The organism is Gracilibacillus sp. Marseille-QA3620 (assembly GCF_054950035.1).
This window is the reverse complement of the sequence record NZ_CM143102.1, coordinates 2,781,954-2,797,121: the sequence shown is the minus strand read 5'-3', so window position 1 is coordinate 2,797,121 and position 15,168 is coordinate 2,781,954. Positions and strand designations below refer to the sequence as shown.

The window sequence follows — 15,168 nt, the reverse complement described above, 5'->3', positions numbered from 1 at the left end:
GATTATAAATAGTTTTAGAGAGCTTCGACATTAAGTTTAGGGAAAATAAGGAAATAGACCTACTGAATTTTCTGTATCCGACATAGTATTTCTTATTTCTTAAAAATCTATGTCGTCTAAGCCTCGTTGTTTTTGGGCTAGTATTTCAATCGTACTATGATAATGCGGTTCCCCGTGGGACAGATCTAAGGCATAGGAATAACCCGTTTTAATCGTTTTGTAGGTACGAAAATATTCTTCTAGTTCTCCTTTCCTAAAATAATGTATGTACATTCCATTTTTGCGGATGAAGAAGGAGTTTTCTCCTAATCGTTCATATTCGCGCACAGCCTTTTGCCTGCTAGGCTCGTCTATATCAAATGCATTCACATAGACGAAGCCATCCTCTGTTAAGCCTCTCTTGACTTGGTCGAGAAGAGGGGCAATCTTTGGTTCAGGTATGAAGTTGAGCACATTTGAGAGGATGATCAGAGAATACTGATTCGGCTTGATGTCAAACGTTGCTACATCCTCGACATGTGCTTCTATATTAAGTTGATATTGTTTTGAAAGAGTTTTACAACGCTCAATGGCCGTTTCTGATAGATCGATCCCTTCAACGGCACATCCTTTTTGGGCAAAAAAGAAGGCATTTCTTCCTTCCCCAATGCCAATATCGAGCACCTTGCCAGCCGCTGGAACGAGCTCAGCATATTGCATTAATGTGCTATTCGGCTTTAATCCCCATAGTAGTTCACTATTTTTGTATTCATTCTCCCAATTATATGGCTTCATCTTAAGCTTCATCTCCTGTTATGAATTCTATAACAACCATTTTAACATTTGTTTCCAATGGAAGGTGCTAGCTTTCTAATATGTTTCTTTTTTACCGGATAAGGGAATGGATTACTATTCGTGGATATTACAACATTTATTCCTAAAATTGATTACATTTGAGAGAGGTATTGCACATGGAAGGAATTTTATATGCACTATTGCCTGCGCTTGCGTGGGGAAGTTTAGTGCTAGTCAGTGAAAAACTGGGCGGCGATCCAAAATCGCAGACGCTAGGGATTACGACGGGTTCACTCCTGTTTGGACTTGTCATGTATTTCATCCAGCAGCCGGATATGAGTATGACAGTCTGGATTGTCGGGATAATCTCAGGTGCGGGCTGGGCGGTCGGACAGCTCAACCAGTTCAACAGTGTGAAAAACATCGGTGTCTCGAAAACAGTGCCTATTTCGACAGGACTTCAGTTACTCGGTACGACCTTCTTCGGGGTAGTTGTTTTTAAGGAATGGTCCGGTACGATGACCATTGTCCTCGGTCTGCTGGCGATCGCTGCCATCATTGCCGGGATTATCATGACAGGTGTTGGACAAGGAAAGGATTCAGAGGAAGGTAATAAGAAAAAAGGTGCCATGTTCCTCGGGATATCCACCGTAGGATTTGTCCTCTATGTCGTGATTGTTCGCTGGTACGATATCGATGGATGGGCGGCTATCCTGCCGCAAGGGGTTGGCATGTTCATTGCCACGCTTCTGCTCTCCATCAAGGATAATCCGTTCAATAAATATATGGTTCGCAATGTACTGACAGGGATTATGTGGGCAATCGGGAATATCGGTCTTCTGCTCGCCAATCCGCTAGTTGGAGTCGCGATTGGATTCTCTTTCTCCCAAATGGGCATTATCATCTCCACCCTAGGGGGCATTTTCCTCCTTGGTGAGAAGAAATCTAAGAAGCAGCTTACATTTATCATCATCGGGTGTGCGCTCGTCATTGCCGGCGGAGTTATGCTCGGTTTCACGAAAGAATAATGAAGGAGGAATAGACTATGTATGATAGTTTAAAAGGGAAAGTTGTCGTGATCACAGGTGCTGCAACAGGTCTAGGAAAAGGGATGGCAGAACGGTTCGGGAAAGAACAAGCCAAGGTCGTCATTAATTATCATTCAGACAAGCATGATCATAATGCCATTATTGAGACGATCAAATCATACGGCGGTGATGCCGTGGCGGTCCAGGGTGACGTTACAAAGGAAGAGGACGTCAAGAAAATGATTGATTGTGCGGTAGAAACCTTCGGCACACTTGACGTCATGATCAATAACGCGGGAATGGAAAATCAAGTGGAATCCCACGAATTATCATTAGAGGATTGGCAGAAAGTCATCGATATCAATCTGACCGGTGCCTTCCTCGGATCCCGCGAAGCCCTCAAATACATGGTTGAAAATAAAATCAAGGGCTCTATCATTAATATGTCCTCTGTGCATGACCGAATTCCTTGGCCGCAATTCGTCCACTATGCAGCAAGTAAGGGCGGAGTGAAGTTAATGACAGAAACATTGGCAATGGAATATGCCCCTCATGGCATCAGGGTGAACAGCATCTGTCCGGGAGCGATAAAAACGCCGATTAATGCAGAAAAATTCGATGATCCTGAACAAAGGGAGCAGGTAGAGGAGATGATTCCGCTCGGCATGATCGGCCAGCCGGAGCAAATTGCCGCCTGTGCGGCCTGGCTCGCCTCTAATGAAGCAAGCTATGTTACTGGACTGTCTCTTTATGCAGACGGCGGAATGACGTTATATCCAAGCTTCCAAGGCGGAAGAGGATAAAGACGAGGAAGGCAGCACCCAAAATATTGGGGGACTGCCTTCCTTTTTTATGCTTTGCAAAATCCTTGTTTTGACAGCCAGCTTGCACAAAGTCCTGTCCATTTTGCGGTGTCTGGTTCCTCCTCTGCAAGGCCAAGCCCATGCCGTCCATTTTGAAACACATGAAGCTCATATGGAATCTGGGCTGTGCTCAATTGGTTGGCATACAGAAGACTGTTGATGACCGGAACAGACTGATCGTCAGCCGTATGCCAAAGGAAACTCGGCGGCGTGTCCGTGCTGACATGACGCTCCATGGAAAGAAGTTCGCGTGCTTCATGCTTCGGGTTTTCCCCGAGCAGACAGGTGAGTGAGCCTTCATGAGTATGCTCAAGCATCGTGATTACGGGGTAACAGAGAATAGCGATATCTGGCTTGCAGGATGCTGAATCGATTTTGTCGATTTTCTTATACGCAGGATAATCCGACATATTTGCGGCACAGGCTGCTAGATGGCCGCCTGCAGAAAAGCCAAGAAGCCCAATCTTATCGGGGTCAATTCCCCATTCCTCTGCATGATAACGCACATAACGAATGGCGCGCTGCGCATCAGCAAGCGGCTCTAGATGCTTGGCAGGATTGACTCGGTAATGGAGGACAAACGCCGTAATGCCAAGCGTATTCAGCCACTCAGCCACAGGCTCGCCCTCATGCCAAGCACGCATGCGGTAGCCTCCTCCAGGACAAATGATCACAGCGGAGCGGGCAGGATTTTGCTCTGCCATATAAGGGACAATAATTGGTGCTTCCTCATGTAAATCAATCTTATCTGACCAGATTGGCAGTGGTTGCATGTTGGATTCCCCTTTATGAAGTGGTGTTGAGTTTATTTTATCATGTGTCTCGGCAGGGGGAGAATTGAGGAGAGTCCGTACTTTAAATCATAATAGACGATGTTTTCTATTTGATAGAAAAAAGGAATCATATTTCCTCTTTTTCTGGATCATCATTGGAAATAAGATAACAGAAGAATATGGAGGCTCTTTTTTATCTTTCAAATGGTGAAAGTAAGGATAGCTATGACGATCAACGACTAGTTCTGTATAAAGAAGCTCTATAGAATTATATATGGCTTCCTCTTCAACTACTCCTACGTATAATGGATATCCTTCCTCATCGGAAGCAAAGAACATGATCAAACGCTTGATCAATGAACCTCCGTAGTTTAATGAGTCCATCTCTGTTACCTACAATAAGTGATTCTTGGTGATTAGAATACTGAGCTTATACATCTTTCCAAGACATCGTTATCTCCCCTTTAAGTGCTTCTGCAAAATAGAATACTTAGAATATAGAATAAATTCACTCTTATGATAGCATAAGACTATGCAGCGAATTGATTCAGTCTTTCGCTGCAATTGACTCTTAAACGAAGTATTTCTTATTTGAATGTTGGTAGGTCTGATGAGATGGTTATTCCAAATGGGAAAACTATTTTATTGAAATGACAGATTAACTGTCAGAGAAAGCCCACCCAATGCCCAGGCAAAGGGGTCGAAGGGTGGACAAAGGGTGGTCATCATTAGAGTAATATCCACCTGAAAACACATACTATCCATGAGGTGAACACAATGTACAAACTACTGACGCATAATGATTTGGATGGTGTCGGCTGCGGCATCTTAGCGAGGTTGGCTTTCGGGGATGGTGTGAAGATCCGGTACAATTCAATTGGGAGCTTGAACCGGGAGATTGAATCCTTCCTGGAGCATGATTCGGATACTTTTTTATTGATTACGGATATGTCACCGAATGAAGAGAATGAGAAGAAGCTGCAGAAACGGTTTGCGAAACAGGGCAAGATTCAGCTGATTGATCATCATAAAACAGCGGAGCATTTGAATGAATATAAATGGGGATTTGTGCTTTCTGAGGATGAAGAGGGGAAGGGAACGAGTGCGACTTCTCTTTTTTATGACTATCTCATTCGCCATGAGTTTTTACAGCCGACAGAAGGATTGGCCGAATTCGTAGAACTTGTCCGCCAATATGATACATGGGAGTGGGAGAAGAATGAGAATGAGCGGGCGCATCGCCTTAATTCCCTTCTTTATTTAACATCGATTGATGATTTTGAGGAGAGAATGGTCGATAGGCTGCAGGGCGGGGAGAGATTTCAGTTCGATGATTTTGAGGAAAAATTATTGAAGATGGAATACGACAAGATGGAACGCTATCTTCGCCGGAAGAAGCGGGAGGTTGTGCAGACCGAGGTCAGCGGACTTTTGGCGGGTGTCGTTTATGCAGAATCCTATTTATCCGAGCTTGGGAGCGAGCTTGGGAAGGAGTTCGCCCATCTTGATTATATCGCCATTATGAATATGGGCGGACGGCGGATTTCCCTTCGGACTGTCCACGATCATGTCGATGTGTCCGAGATTGCGGCCAAGCATGGGGGCGGAGGTCATGCGAAGGCGGCTGGCTGTTCGTTGACAGATACAGCCTACAAGGAATATGTAGCAGATACCTTTGCGCTTGCGCCGCTGCGCGAGGATGCGAAGCGCAATCAGTATAATGTTAAGCACTCCTCCTTTGGCGCCCTTTATCACGGCAATAAGAATGACGCTTATCTCCTGTATCCAAAGGGCAGTGAATGGAGAATTGATTATAATGGTGAAACCATTGATGCTCGTTTCAAGAGCTTTGATGAAGGGGACCATTATTTGAAACGGACCCATGCGGCATGGCTTGTGAAGGATGATGAGTTTGTAGAATATTTAATGAAACAGGTGCAGCATCGCGGATAAGAATGATGAAGCAGTTTGTCTTTTTAAAGGCAAGCTGCTCTTTTCTGTTACGATGCCTTACTTCTTAGTTTTGCTTTTGAATAGGAATAAACCACACCAAACGATTAAAAATAAATAACCAACCATAATAAAAACAGACCAAATAGCCCCCTGCTGCAATTGACTGACCAAATATTCGAATTCATTCATTTCTTCTGGTCTTCCAATACTATTGATCAGACTAACTAGTGGAATTGTTAAGGTGAGTACAATGGCAATAAAGGATAATCTGCTCATTTTCCTTTTTATCACACTCAAGAGGGCGGTGCCTAATGTCACTAATAAAAACAAATAATAGATTGTCCAAAACCAATTGGGCAGAGTTTCTGACATACATTTCTCCCCTTCTATAAAAATCAAATTTCTATTTCCATGTAAATATATACTTCATATCAAGTAATAGTAGAACTAGTCTAACTAATTATGGTAAAAGCAACAAGGCTTTCAAGCCTCTTTATTAAAATTTCCCATATATTCAAAGAAAGCCGACCATTCGATCATAAAAAGGGGCCTATTCAAACGGGTGAACTGGAAAACAAAGTCATAGGAAGGCGGTAAAGACCGTACATGCCAATATCCTCTAAATGGAAATCACTCCCCCTATTTTATTGTGCGGTCGTATTTATTATATTTTTGGATAGGGTTTACTTCGAAAATGAAGCTCAGAGCGATTCACTCTGAGCTTTTTAAACGAAATGGATTAATGCTATGCCTTCTCAAAAGCGAGCTTGATCCCAAAACCAATTAGTATCGTACCGGTTATTCCTTCAATCGCTGCTTGTGCCTTCGGTTTTTTCATGAAGGTGCTGACTTGGTGAATTAAGTAAACATAGAACAGGAACCAGACAGCTGTTAATGCGGTGTAGGTGATGCCCATAAGCAGAAATGGAACAAATGTGTTGCTTCCCGCCTCGACGAATTGGGGCAGGAAGGTTAGGAAGAAGACGGCGACCTTTGGGTTAAGGATATTGGTGAGGAAGCCTTGCTTAAAGCAGGAGGACTTCTCAAACTGTATCTTTGTCTCTGTTTCTGCCGTTGCGGCTTCTTCTTTCTTCCACAGGGACCAGAGGGTTTTGGCTCCAAGGTAGATTAAGTAAATAGCCCCGACATATTTAAAAACGGAGAATAAGAGGGCTGACTTCACGATAATCGCGGACAGACCTAGAACAGCCGCAGATGTATGAATCAGGAGAGCGCAGCAGGTGCCGAGTGCCGTTTTGAGGCCGGCGCTGCTACCTTGACTTAGGGTGTTTTTGGTCGCGACAGCCGTATCGGGACCGGGAAGGATGATCAAGAAAATACACATGAGGATATAAAGATAAAAGTTCTCCATGCTATGCCGCCTTTCTGGCTCTATATAGTGCCTTCGTTATAAATGGTAACCTCTATTATAGATTATAGGTTGAATTATTTGAATATTCTTTTTAAAAGTCCAGCTCATTTAAGAAACCGGGATTTCCATTTGAGGAATCCCGGTTAATCTTCTTTATTTACCTCTTTCATGAACTGTGAAGGGGTCATGGAAGTAACCTTCTTGAAAACCCTGCTGAAGTAATTGACGTCATTAAAGCCGACCATGAAGGCAACCTCCGTGATTGATTTTTGGCCGCTTTGCAGATAGAGCTTGGCAGATTCCACTCGTTTCAGATTGATGAAATCTGTTACACTTTGCCCAGTTTCTTGTTTGAATTTCCTGGACAGATGTGATGGGTTAGCGTGGATGGAATCCGCAATGCTTTGCAAGGTAATAGGACTGTCAATATTCATTCGAATATAATCCACGGCTTTTTTTATTAGTTCACTATATTGGCGAGTAGAAAATTCTCTTACTAAATCACAATAATCATGCAGCATGACCTCCACTAGCTTATTTAGATAAGGCAGATTGGGTGCCCGTTCAATTAAGATGGCGAATTTATCTGATATTTCGTGAAGGTAGACAGGGTGGACACCGCCTTTTCTGGCGGCCATTCGGCATATGGTGTTTAATACGGAAATTAAGTTTTTTGACGATCTGATGGGACTCTCTGGTATGCGATCTTCTAAATAAGTATCTCCTATATTGATTTTCAATTTCTCTACGGTTTCTTTATCACCGGTCATGATGGCATGCATGAGTTCTTGTTCAGTATGGTAACGTAATTCAATCATTTCCTTGCTTTCATCAATCATCGTTTTAATCGATTCCTTGCTCTGATTTGACTGGACTGGGTCAGTAGTGATTAATTGTGCCTCAATAAAAGAATTCGAGCATAAATTGACGAGCAATTCACCTATACTATTACTCGTACTATTATTAACGATGGAAAGGGAGGCATAAAATTCTTGCAGCTGTCTCCTTTCACTAATGGGTAGTTGATTGGCAGAAATCATTTCGCTGACGAAATCCGTTCCAGGTACACTGGATAAAAAGGGTCCAACCATAATGGCGCCAACATAATGATTTTCTTCCCAAATGCCGGCAGCCATATACTGCAGACCGAAACTATTGATGTAGTAGTAATAGGAATGTGCAGGATGTTCCTCGAGAATTTGGTTGATTTGTCTGAAGTCTTGCTCAAAGTTTTGCAGGGCAGCCGGAAGATTCTGTTTCACTAATTGAAGCAGAGCGGCTCCTTCCTGATTAATTAAGCGGACATCCATGTGGCTGATGGAAGAAATCATTCGGCAGATTTTTTGAAGATTATGTAGTCTATTTTCCAGCATTTCATCATCTCTTCTTTCATTTTCTGTATTATTGTGTAAAATAGGCAAAAATAATACGATTTAAAGCAAAATTGTGCGATAAATATTCTGTTTTCTATACTATACTAAGAACAGGAAGTTAAGGATATATTAATTTTAAGTTTACATGTTCATTTTTTCACAAATTATCTATGACTATCAAGGGAGAGAAATGAATGAGAAAAATAATTAACATGAATGACTCATGGAAATTTATTAAACAAGATGAAGTTAGCGCTTACAATAAAAGCTTTGACGATACTAGCTGGGAAACAGTCAGCGTTCCGCATACTTGGAATGCGATTGATGGAGCGAATGGTTTTGATTTCTACAAGGGTGCTTGCTGGTACCGTAAAGAATTAATGATTGATTCATTACAACAAGGAAACCGTGTATATATTGAATTCAACGGTTCTAATAGCATTACGGACGTATATATCAATGGTCACCATATGGGACAGCACCGCGGCGGATACTCTACTTTCCGCTTCGATATCACTGATGTGGTAGAGTTTGGAACAGTAAACACAGTAGCGGTGAAAGTTGATAACACAGTTGTGGAAGATGTTTATCCGCAAATGGCAGATTTCACTTTCTATGGCGGAATGTATCGTGATGTAAATCTGGTTATCACAAATCATGTTCACTTTGACTTGATGGATTATGGTTCACAAGGGATTTATATTGTTCAAGACGAAGTGAACGAAGAGAAAGCGTCTTTGACGATTAAATCAAAAATCACGAATGATTTAGATGTGGAAAAGAAAGTACGCCTATGGGCAGACCTATTTGACGCTGAAGGCAAGGTAGTTGCCTATGCAGCAAAAGAAGTCGTTCTCGCGGCTGGTGAAACTCAAGAAGTTGACATGCCTGCTGTCATTAAGAATCCAACTCTTTGGAACGGCAGAAAAAATGCTTATATGTATAAAGCAAACGTATCATTGACTAGCTTCAATGACACAATCGATGAAATTTCCATCCCATTCGGTGTGAGATATTTCGAAGTAGACCCTGAAAGAGGATTCATCCTTAATGGTCAACCTTTACGCCTAAATGGTGTGTCCCGCCACCAGGATAGAAAAGACATGGGCTGGGCGATTACGAAGAAAGAACATAAAGAAGATATGGAATTGATCAAAGAGGTTGGCGCGACATCCATTCGCCTTGCTCACTATCAGCATGATCAATATTTCTATGATCTGTGTGACCAAGAAGGTATGGTTGTATGGGCTGAAATTCCGTTCATTTCCATTATGTCTAAAACAGAATTAGAAGGCATCAATGCGAAGCAGCAAATGATTGAGCTAATCAGACAGAACTTCAACCACCCATCCATTATGTTCTGGGGCGTGCAAAATGAGATCCAAATCGGCGGTAACCGTCCAGAGGTTAGAAAGTTAGTAAGAGAACTAGCAGAATTAACGAAAAAAGAAGATCCAACACGTTTAACAACACAAGCAAACGTTATGTTTGTACCTGATAATGATGAGTATAACTATATGACAGATATCATTGGTTACAATAAATATTATGGCTGGTACCAAGGGGAGGCAGAAGATTTTGGTCCTTGGATTGATGGGTACCATGCGACAAACCCTACTGTTCCTTTAGGTATTTCTGAATACGGTGCAGAAGGAATCATCGAATACCACACAGATGATGCAAAGGTGAAGGACTATACAGAAGAATATCATGCACTATACCACGAAAAAGTGTGGAAAATCTTCTCTGAGCGCCCATTCCTTTGGTCAACATATGTATGGAACATGTTTGACTTCGGTGCGAACATCCGTGATGAAGGCGGCGTAAAGGGAAGAAACAACAAAGGCTTAATCACATACGACCGCAAAATTAAGAAAGATGCTTTCTTCATGTACAAAGCAAACTGGTCAGAAGAAAAAGTTCTTCATATCACAAGCAAACGCTATATTGACCGTGCAGATGATGCAATCACTTTGAAAATCTATTCCAACTGTGATGAAGTAACACTATATGTGAACGGCTCAGAAGTAGCGACACAAAAAGGCGAAGATAAAATCTTCATCTTTGAAAATGTTGCTCTGCAGCCAGGCTTGAATGAAGTAAGAGCCGTATCTGGCGATGTAGAAGACACAGCATTCTTCAATAAAGTGGAAGAGGCTAACCCAAGCTATGTACTTCCTGAGTCAGAGGCTGGCGGAGTAGTAGATAACTGGTTCGAAATGCCTGAAGATCTTGGAGATGTTGTAATCGAAGAATTGGAAATCACGGATGATGTGTACTCAACTCGCTGCACATTTGGGGAACTATTTGCGAACCCTGAAGCAAAGGCTGTCGTGCAAAAGTATTTAAACGGATTCTCAGAGGAACATCCAATGTTTGGTATGGCAGAAGGCATGCAAATTGACATGCTGGCTTCCATGGCAGCGGATATGTTCTCAGAGCAATTGATGTATATGCTGAATAAAGATCTGACAAAAATCAAAAAAGCATAATAACATCGTGCTGGATGAATGCATGAACCTGAACGGCTAGGTTCACAATCTAGTCGTTCTTTGGACTAATAATGAAAGAGATGGTGTAATGATGAAGTCAATGCTGCTATTTGGAGAAATGCTGTTACGTCTAACACCTTCAAATCATCAGCTGTTTATTCAGGCTAGCCAGTTGAATATGGTTTATGGCGGTTCTGAGGCAAATATTGCGGTCGCTTTAAGCAATTGGGGGGAAAAAACTTCTTATGCAACTTGTGTGCCTGATAACAACATCGGTTTGGCGGCTATCATGCAGCTTCGTCAATTTGGGGTGAATACGGATTTTGTCATCCAACAAGGTCATAAAATGGGGCTTTACTTCGTTGAAGAAGGACACTCCATCCGTCCGACAGAGGTTACCTATGACCGACAAAATTCAGCCTTTGTTGATGCTGTACCGAGTGATTATCAGCTAGAGGAAATGCTCGATCAAGCGAAGTGGGTGCATGTCAGCGGCATTAGCTTAGGCGTGAGCAAGCAAGCGCGCGAAACAACGATGGCTCTTGTGAAGCTTGCCCGTAAAAAAGGGATAAAGGTGAGCTTTGATTTCAATTATCGGGCAAAATTATGGAGCATCGAGGAAGCAAGAGAGGCATTTATGGACATCCTGCCATATGTGAATGTCTGCTTCGGCAGCTACATGGATGTTCTCACTCTCCGCCAGGAGAAGAGAAAGGTTCACTCCTTTGATGAAAAAATCGAATTGCTCAAGGAGCTTCAAAAGGAATATCAATTTGATCAAATCTTTACGACGGAGCGGGAAATCCTTGATGATAATGAACAAAAGCTAAGCTGTGCAGTCATAACCGGTACGGAGGTTCATCGCCTTGGACCCGTTAAAGTGAATGTACTGGAGAGGATTGGCACAGGGGATTCCTTTGTTGCCGGTGCATTGTACGGTTTGGCGAATTCTTATAGTCTTCAAGATACGTTAGATTTCGCTTTATCCTCCTTTGCCTTGAAGCATACGATTGTAGGAGATTTCCAAGTTGCAAGCAAACAAGCCGTACAAGGATTTGACCTGAATGGCGATAAGGTTGTCATTAAAAGGTAAGATATCTAAATAAGCGAGGCTGGGACATAAATATTACAGCCAATGATAAACCCGAATGATTAGACGATAAAGGAATGAATTCTATCGTCTAATCATTCGGGTCTTTATTTGTTGTTTTCCATATATTAGTGGGTTGTGACCTTCTATTATTAGTGACTAGTGGAATGGAGCAAAATGGACTCGACTCCTGTGGATAGTAGAGGAAAGGCTGAGACCCCACAGATGTAAGCATCGAGGAGGCTCAGCTTCCTCCCCGGCGGAAAGCGAGTGCATTTCGCGGAATGGAACGAATTTGTCTTTCCAACTGCTATTAGTTACCAGCATGCATTTTTGAGGATTATTTATTTCGTTTCGTCTCAACCTCTGTTTCTCTATGTGAAAGGGAAAAACGTCCCCTGTTAATTATGAGAATATTCATTTTACTAGTGATGTTGATGCGAAAAAAATGGTAATATAAGGGAGGTGGAGGGGGCTTAAAATATGAAGAATACGGTTATGTGGGATTTGATTTGCTATGTTATCTTTCCACTTGTCATTTGGAATGCCCTAAATGAACGGATTGATGAATATTATGCGATGCTTATTTCTACCGTGCCCGGCATTATTTATAGCATTATAAGATTTATCCGATTTAAACGGCTTAATTTTTTTGGTCTCTTCATGATAGGAACACTAATGATTGGAACGCTAGTGGATATGCTTTCAGGTTCAGCCATTCAAATGCTGTGGAACAATGTCGTGTATTCTTTTGTAATAGCTCTCTTCCATCTTGTGATGATTTTCGTCAATAAGCCGGTATCCTTGCTGTTTGCCCTTGATTTAACGGAAATACAAGGCTATGATCGACAGTTTTTGAAAGGTGTATATTATCAGCCGGAGATTCTGAAGGTGTTTAAGCTGATTGCCTGTGCGATGGCCTTAAGCTGCCTTGTGCCCGCAGGAATTAATTCATGGCTGATTATGCAATATGGGGTGGATGCTTTCACGAAGGGAATCATCATTAAGAGAGTGATTGGAGTGGGCTTAGGTCTGGCTATCCTCTACGGGTACTATCATATTAATCAATTAAGCAAGAAGTTAGAGGAGCCGCAGGAAACAATAGCGCCTTAATTATTTAGGCATTTTTTTATGCGAAAAGGAACCGAAATGACCGACTGCCTCGTCCATATAGATGAAGGAGGGGAAATGGTGGATGAAATGATCATGGAGCGTGTCTCCGCAGAGGAGAGGGAGACACTGATTGATGAATTGATGGACCGATATGGGACCGAGATCTTAAGACTCGTCTATTCCTATGTCCATAATTATCAGCTTGCGGAAGACCTCACACAGGATATTTTCGTGAAAAGCTATAAATCTCTTCATACATATAAAGGAAAATCAAGCTTAAGGACCTGGCTTTGGAAGATTGCGATTAATCATTGTAAGGATTATTTGAAAAGCTGGTATAACAATCATGTCATTCCAGTAGAAGACGGCTATATTTATGATGTGAACAGGGAAGGGAGTGCAGAAGAGGCGGCCATTCAGCAGGAGGAGGACGAGCGTCTTGTTCACTCGGTTATGGGACTGCCTGTTCTTTACCGAGAGGTTATCTATCTCCATTATTATGAAGATATTCCGATTCGGGAAATGGCGCGGATTCTATCCGTGAATCCCAATACAGTCAAGACTAGACTGAGAAGGGCTAAATCCCTTCTGAAGGAAAGGTGGGAGGAGTAAGCATGGATGACCAACTGAAGAGACTGCGCAAGGTGATGGAAAAGTCCGCCTTTCATGAGCTGAACTTTTCGGAAAGAATGAAAAGTCAAGTCCATAAAGCTATACAAAAAGAATCCATGAGTGAGGAAGAACTCATTCTCCATATCTTTGAGCTCTTAATACAGGAAAAGACAGGCTATGAATTGATGAAGCTCCTTCTTGCAAGGGGAGTAAGAAAATGGGAGGGGGAAGAAGGTCTCCTTTATACCCTTCTTCATGAACAGGAGCTGGCCGGAACCATTGCCGCAAGCAGCAATCCGTCTGGGGAAAGACATTATCGATTGACGAATAAAGGGAAACGGATGCTGGAGAGGAAATATAAGCAGCTTCGTCAATCACGATTTTCCTTTAAAGAACAGGGACAGGAGTGAGGCTGAATGGGTGAGCAGAAAGAACAATTCTTGAAGGAGGTCACCGGCCATATTCAATCAAAGGAAGCAAGGAAGCTCGTTGAACAGGAGCTGCAATGTCACTTACAGAAAACGAAGAATGATTGGCTAGTGAGAGGATTGTCTGCTGAAGAGGCTGAAGATAAAGCCATTCGGCAGATGGGTGACCCGCTTAAGATTGGAATGAAGATGAATAAGTTGTATCGTCCAAAGGTGGATTGGTTTCTCCTCGGCCTGCTGTTAATGGTTATGGCGCTTGGAGTACTGCCGATTTTGCCTATGAACGATCCGGGTGAACTGACCGAACAATTCTTGCAGAAAAAACTCATCTTCGGTTTGTTTGGAATAGGAGCGGCCATTGGGCTTATGTTCGTTGATTATCGCAAGCTTGCGAGGATGGGGTGGATTTTCTTCGGAATTGGCGTCCTCATCTTGTATGTGCTGCGTTTTATCCCATCCTACACGATTAATGGGGAGCCTTTCATTGGTATTCCGGGCATTGGGGCAGTGGGCTGCTGGATTGCCCTGCCGTTTTTCTTACTTGCATGGGCAAGGTTTTTCACCAGAAAGAATAGGAAGGCGTGGCAGCTTGCCTTGTTGTTTGTCTATACCTTGTATCTCTTTATGACGATTCCTAATTTGTACATTACGTTTATTTATGGAGCCATGGTTATGATTATGCTCTGGTGGAGCCATTTGGGGAGGAGAACGGTCTTATGGCTGACGATTGTTCCGATTGGTGTAAGTCCAGGGATAATCGGGACAGCTGTCTTATTAGGATTTGTGAAAGATTACCAATTTAAGCGTCTTCTCGCTTTCTTAAACCCGGAGAGCTATGCACAAGGTTCAGGATATATGTATATTCGATTATCAGAGGTAATGAGCGGCGCTAACTGGTTTGGTGCATCTGCCAGTCAGTTAGATTTTTTGTCATCTCCTCATACTGATTTTGCCTTGGCTAATGTCACGGCCAACTATGGATATGCAGCTGCGGCAGGCGTGATTTTCATTCTTCTCCTATTTGTTTTGCGCATGGGGATGATTGCAATAGGAACGAGAGACCGTTATGGAAGATTGCTGGTCGTCGGGGCGATTTCGCTTTTCGGGCTGCAATTCTTTTATAATCTCGGGATGATTTTGGGGATATTGCCAATCATGGCTGTCTCCCTGCCCTTTATCAGCTATGGCTGGATGCCAACCATGCTGAATGCCTTCTTGATGGGGATTGTGCTGAGTGTTTACCGGCGCAGGAATTTCATTCAAATCGAAAAAGGATGCACGGCAGATTAATGCCATG

Annotated in this window: 15 protein-coding genes; 9 read left to right on the top strand and 6 right to left on the bottom strand. The window is 42.6% G+C overall.

What is annotated here, in order from left to right:
• Positions 1-99: 99 nt before the first annotated feature.
• On the bottom strand, positions 100-774 hold the full coding sequence (locus tag ACY8DX_RS14160) for a class I SAM-dependent methyltransferase (RefSeq protein WP_462405481.1): 675 nt from the start codon (positions 772-774) through the stop codon (positions 100-102).
• A 176-nt stretch (positions 775-950) separates the two neighbouring features.
• Here ACY8DX_RS14160 and ACY8DX_RS14155 point away from each other — a divergent pair, with 176 nt between their 5' ends.
• Together ACY8DX_RS14155 and ACY8DX_RS14150 are read left to right on the top strand one after the other, a co-directional pair.
• A complete protein-coding gene (locus ACY8DX_RS14155) occupies positions 951-1,802 on the top strand; it encodes a GRP family sugar transporter (RefSeq protein WP_049670363.1) in 852 nt (283 codons plus the stop codon).
• A 17-nt stretch (positions 1,803-1,819) separates the two neighbouring features.
• The gene (locus ACY8DX_RS14150) at positions 1,820-2,605 is read left to right on the top strand and encodes a glucose 1-dehydrogenase (RefSeq protein WP_049670364.1); all 786 of its coding nucleotides are present in this window, start codon (positions 1,820-1,822) and stop codon (positions 2,603-2,605) included.
• 47 nt (positions 2,606-2,652) lie between these two features.
• On the opposite strand, the gene ACY8DX_RS14145 is transcribed toward ACY8DX_RS14150, so the two are convergent.
• Both ACY8DX_RS14145 and ACY8DX_RS14140 read right to left on the bottom strand, forming a co-directional pair.
• Positions 2,653-3,438 (bottom strand): alpha/beta hydrolase, encoded by a 786-nt coding sequence (locus tag ACY8DX_RS14145; protein WP_462405480.1) that lies wholly within the window; start codon positions 3,436-3,438, stop codon positions 2,653-2,655.
• Positions 3,439-3,525: 87 nt separating this feature from the next.
• The gene (locus tag ACY8DX_RS14140; protein ID WP_462405479.1) at positions 3,526-3,822 is read right to left on the bottom strand and encodes a hypothetical protein; all 297 of its coding nucleotides are present in this window, start codon (positions 3,820-3,822) and stop codon (positions 3,526-3,528) included.
• Between the two features lie 393 nt (positions 3,823-4,215).
• Between ACY8DX_RS14140 and ACY8DX_RS14135 the strand changes: the two genes are divergently transcribed.
• Complete coding sequence (locus tag ACY8DX_RS14135; protein ID WP_462405478.1) at positions 4,216-5,391, top strand: DHH family phosphoesterase; 1,176 nt, start codon at positions 4,216-4,218, stop codon at positions 5,389-5,391.
• Between the two features lie 57 nt (positions 5,392-5,448).
• On the opposite strand, the gene ACY8DX_RS14130 is transcribed toward ACY8DX_RS14135, so the two are convergent.
• The 3 genes from ACY8DX_RS14130 to ACY8DX_RS14120 form a co-directional block, all read right to left on the bottom strand.
• Complete coding sequence (locus ACY8DX_RS14130) at positions 5,449-5,763, bottom strand: hypothetical protein (RefSeq protein ID WP_462405477.1); 315 nt, start codon at positions 5,761-5,763, stop codon at positions 5,449-5,451.
• A 373-nt stretch (positions 5,764-6,136) separates the two neighbouring features.
• Positions 6,137-6,763: a LysE family translocator gene (locus ACY8DX_RS14125; RefSeq protein WP_462405476.1), complete on the bottom strand. Its 627-nt coding sequence runs from the start codon at positions 6,761-6,763 to the stop codon at positions 6,137-6,139.
• A gap of 143 nt (positions 6,764-6,906) precedes the next feature.
• Positions 6,907-8,136: a helix-turn-helix domain-containing protein gene (locus ACY8DX_RS14120; protein ID WP_049670373.1), complete on the bottom strand. Its 1,230-nt coding sequence runs from the start codon at positions 8,134-8,136 to the stop codon at positions 6,907-6,909.
• A 194-nt stretch (positions 8,137-8,330) separates the two neighbouring features.
• On the opposite strand from ACY8DX_RS14120, the gene ACY8DX_RS14115 reads away from it, so the two are divergent.
• From ACY8DX_RS14115 to ACY8DX_RS14090, 6 genes are all read left to right on the top strand, one after another.
• On the top strand, positions 8,331-10,628 hold the full coding sequence (locus ACY8DX_RS14115) for a glycoside hydrolase family 2 protein (protein ID WP_462405475.1): 2,298 nt from the start codon (positions 8,331-8,333) through the stop codon (positions 10,626-10,628).
• A gap of 88 nt (positions 10,629-10,716) precedes the next feature.
• Positions 10,717-11,721, top strand: a complete 1,005-nt coding sequence (locus tag ACY8DX_RS14110; protein WP_462405474.1) for a PfkB family carbohydrate kinase — start codon at positions 10,717-10,719, stop codon at positions 11,719-11,721.
• Positions 11,722-12,201: 480 nt separating this feature from the next.
• On the top strand, positions 12,202-12,831 hold the full coding sequence (locus ACY8DX_RS14105) for a VC0807 family protein (protein WP_462405473.1): 630 nt from the start codon (positions 12,202-12,204) through the stop codon (positions 12,829-12,831).
• 78 nt (positions 12,832-12,909) lie between these two features.
• Positions 12,910-13,443, top strand: coding sequence for a sigma-70 family RNA polymerase sigma factor (locus tag ACY8DX_RS14100; protein WP_462406951.1), 534 nt, complete (start codon positions 12,910-12,912; stop codon positions 13,441-13,443).
• Positions 13,444-13,445: 2 nt separating this feature from the next.
• Positions 13,446-13,853 (top strand): PadR family transcriptional regulator, encoded by a 408-nt coding sequence (locus tag ACY8DX_RS14095; RefSeq protein WP_462405472.1) that lies wholly within the window; start codon positions 13,446-13,448, stop codon positions 13,851-13,853.
• 6 nt (positions 13,854-13,859) lie between these two features.
• Positions 13,860-15,161: an FtsW/RodA/SpoVE family cell cycle protein gene (locus ACY8DX_RS14090; protein ID WP_462405471.1), complete on the top strand. Its 1,302-nt coding sequence runs from the start codon at positions 13,860-13,862 to the stop codon at positions 15,159-15,161.
• Positions 15,162-15,168: the final 7 nt, after the last annotated feature.

What these genes read in the sequence shown, in the direction of transcription:
- ACY8DX_RS14160 (WP_462405481.1), bottom strand. Translation starts at nt 774, where the DNA reads ATGAAGCCATATAATTGGGAGAATGAATACAAAAATAGTGAACTACTA.
- ACY8DX_RS14155 (WP_049670363.1), top strand. Translation starts at nt 951, where the DNA reads ATGGAAGGAATTTTATATGCACTATTGCCTGCGCTTGCGTGGGGAAGT.
- ACY8DX_RS14150 (WP_049670364.1), top strand. Translation starts at nt 1,820, where the DNA reads ATGTATGATAGTTTAAAAGGGAAAGTTGTCGTGATCACAGGTGCTGCA.
- ACY8DX_RS14145 (WP_462405480.1), bottom strand. Translation starts at nt 3,438, where the DNA reads ATGCAACCACTGCCAATCTGGTCAGATAAGATTGATTTACATGAGGAA.
- ACY8DX_RS14140 (WP_462405479.1), bottom strand. Translation starts at nt 3,822, where the DNA reads ATGGACTCATTAAACTACGGAGGTTCATTGATCAAGCGTTTGATCATG.
- ACY8DX_RS14135 (WP_462405478.1), top strand. Translation starts at nt 4,216, where the DNA reads ATGTACAAACTACTGACGCATAATGATTTGGATGGTGTCGGCTGCGGC.
- ACY8DX_RS14130 (WP_462405477.1), bottom strand. Translation starts at nt 5,763, where the DNA reads ATGTCAGAAACTCTGCCCAATTGGTTTTGGACAATCTATTATTTGTTT.
- ACY8DX_RS14125 (WP_462405476.1), bottom strand. Translation starts at nt 6,763, where the DNA reads ATGGAGAACTTTTATCTTTATATCCTCATGTGTATTTTCTTGATCATC.
- ACY8DX_RS14120 (WP_049670373.1), bottom strand. Translation starts at nt 8,136, where the DNA reads ATGCTGGAAAATAGACTACATAATCTTCAAAAAATCTGCCGAATGATT.
- ACY8DX_RS14115 (WP_462405475.1), top strand. Translation starts at nt 8,331, where the DNA reads ATGAGAAAAATAATTAACATGAATGACTCATGGAAATTTATTAAACAA.
- ACY8DX_RS14110 (WP_462405474.1), top strand. Translation starts at nt 10,717, where the DNA reads ATGATGAAGTCAATGCTGCTATTTGGAGAAATGCTGTTACGTCTAACA.
- ACY8DX_RS14105 (WP_462405473.1), top strand. Translation starts at nt 12,202, where the DNA reads ATGAAGAATACGGTTATGTGGGATTTGATTTGCTATGTTATCTTTCCA.
- ACY8DX_RS14095 (WP_462405472.1), top strand. Translation starts at nt 13,446, where the DNA reads ATGGATGACCAACTGAAGAGACTGCGCAAGGTGATGGAAAAGTCCGCC.
- ACY8DX_RS14090 (WP_462405471.1), top strand. Translation starts at nt 13,860, where the DNA reads ATGGGTGAGCAGAAAGAACAATTCTTGAAGGAGGTCACCGGCCATATT.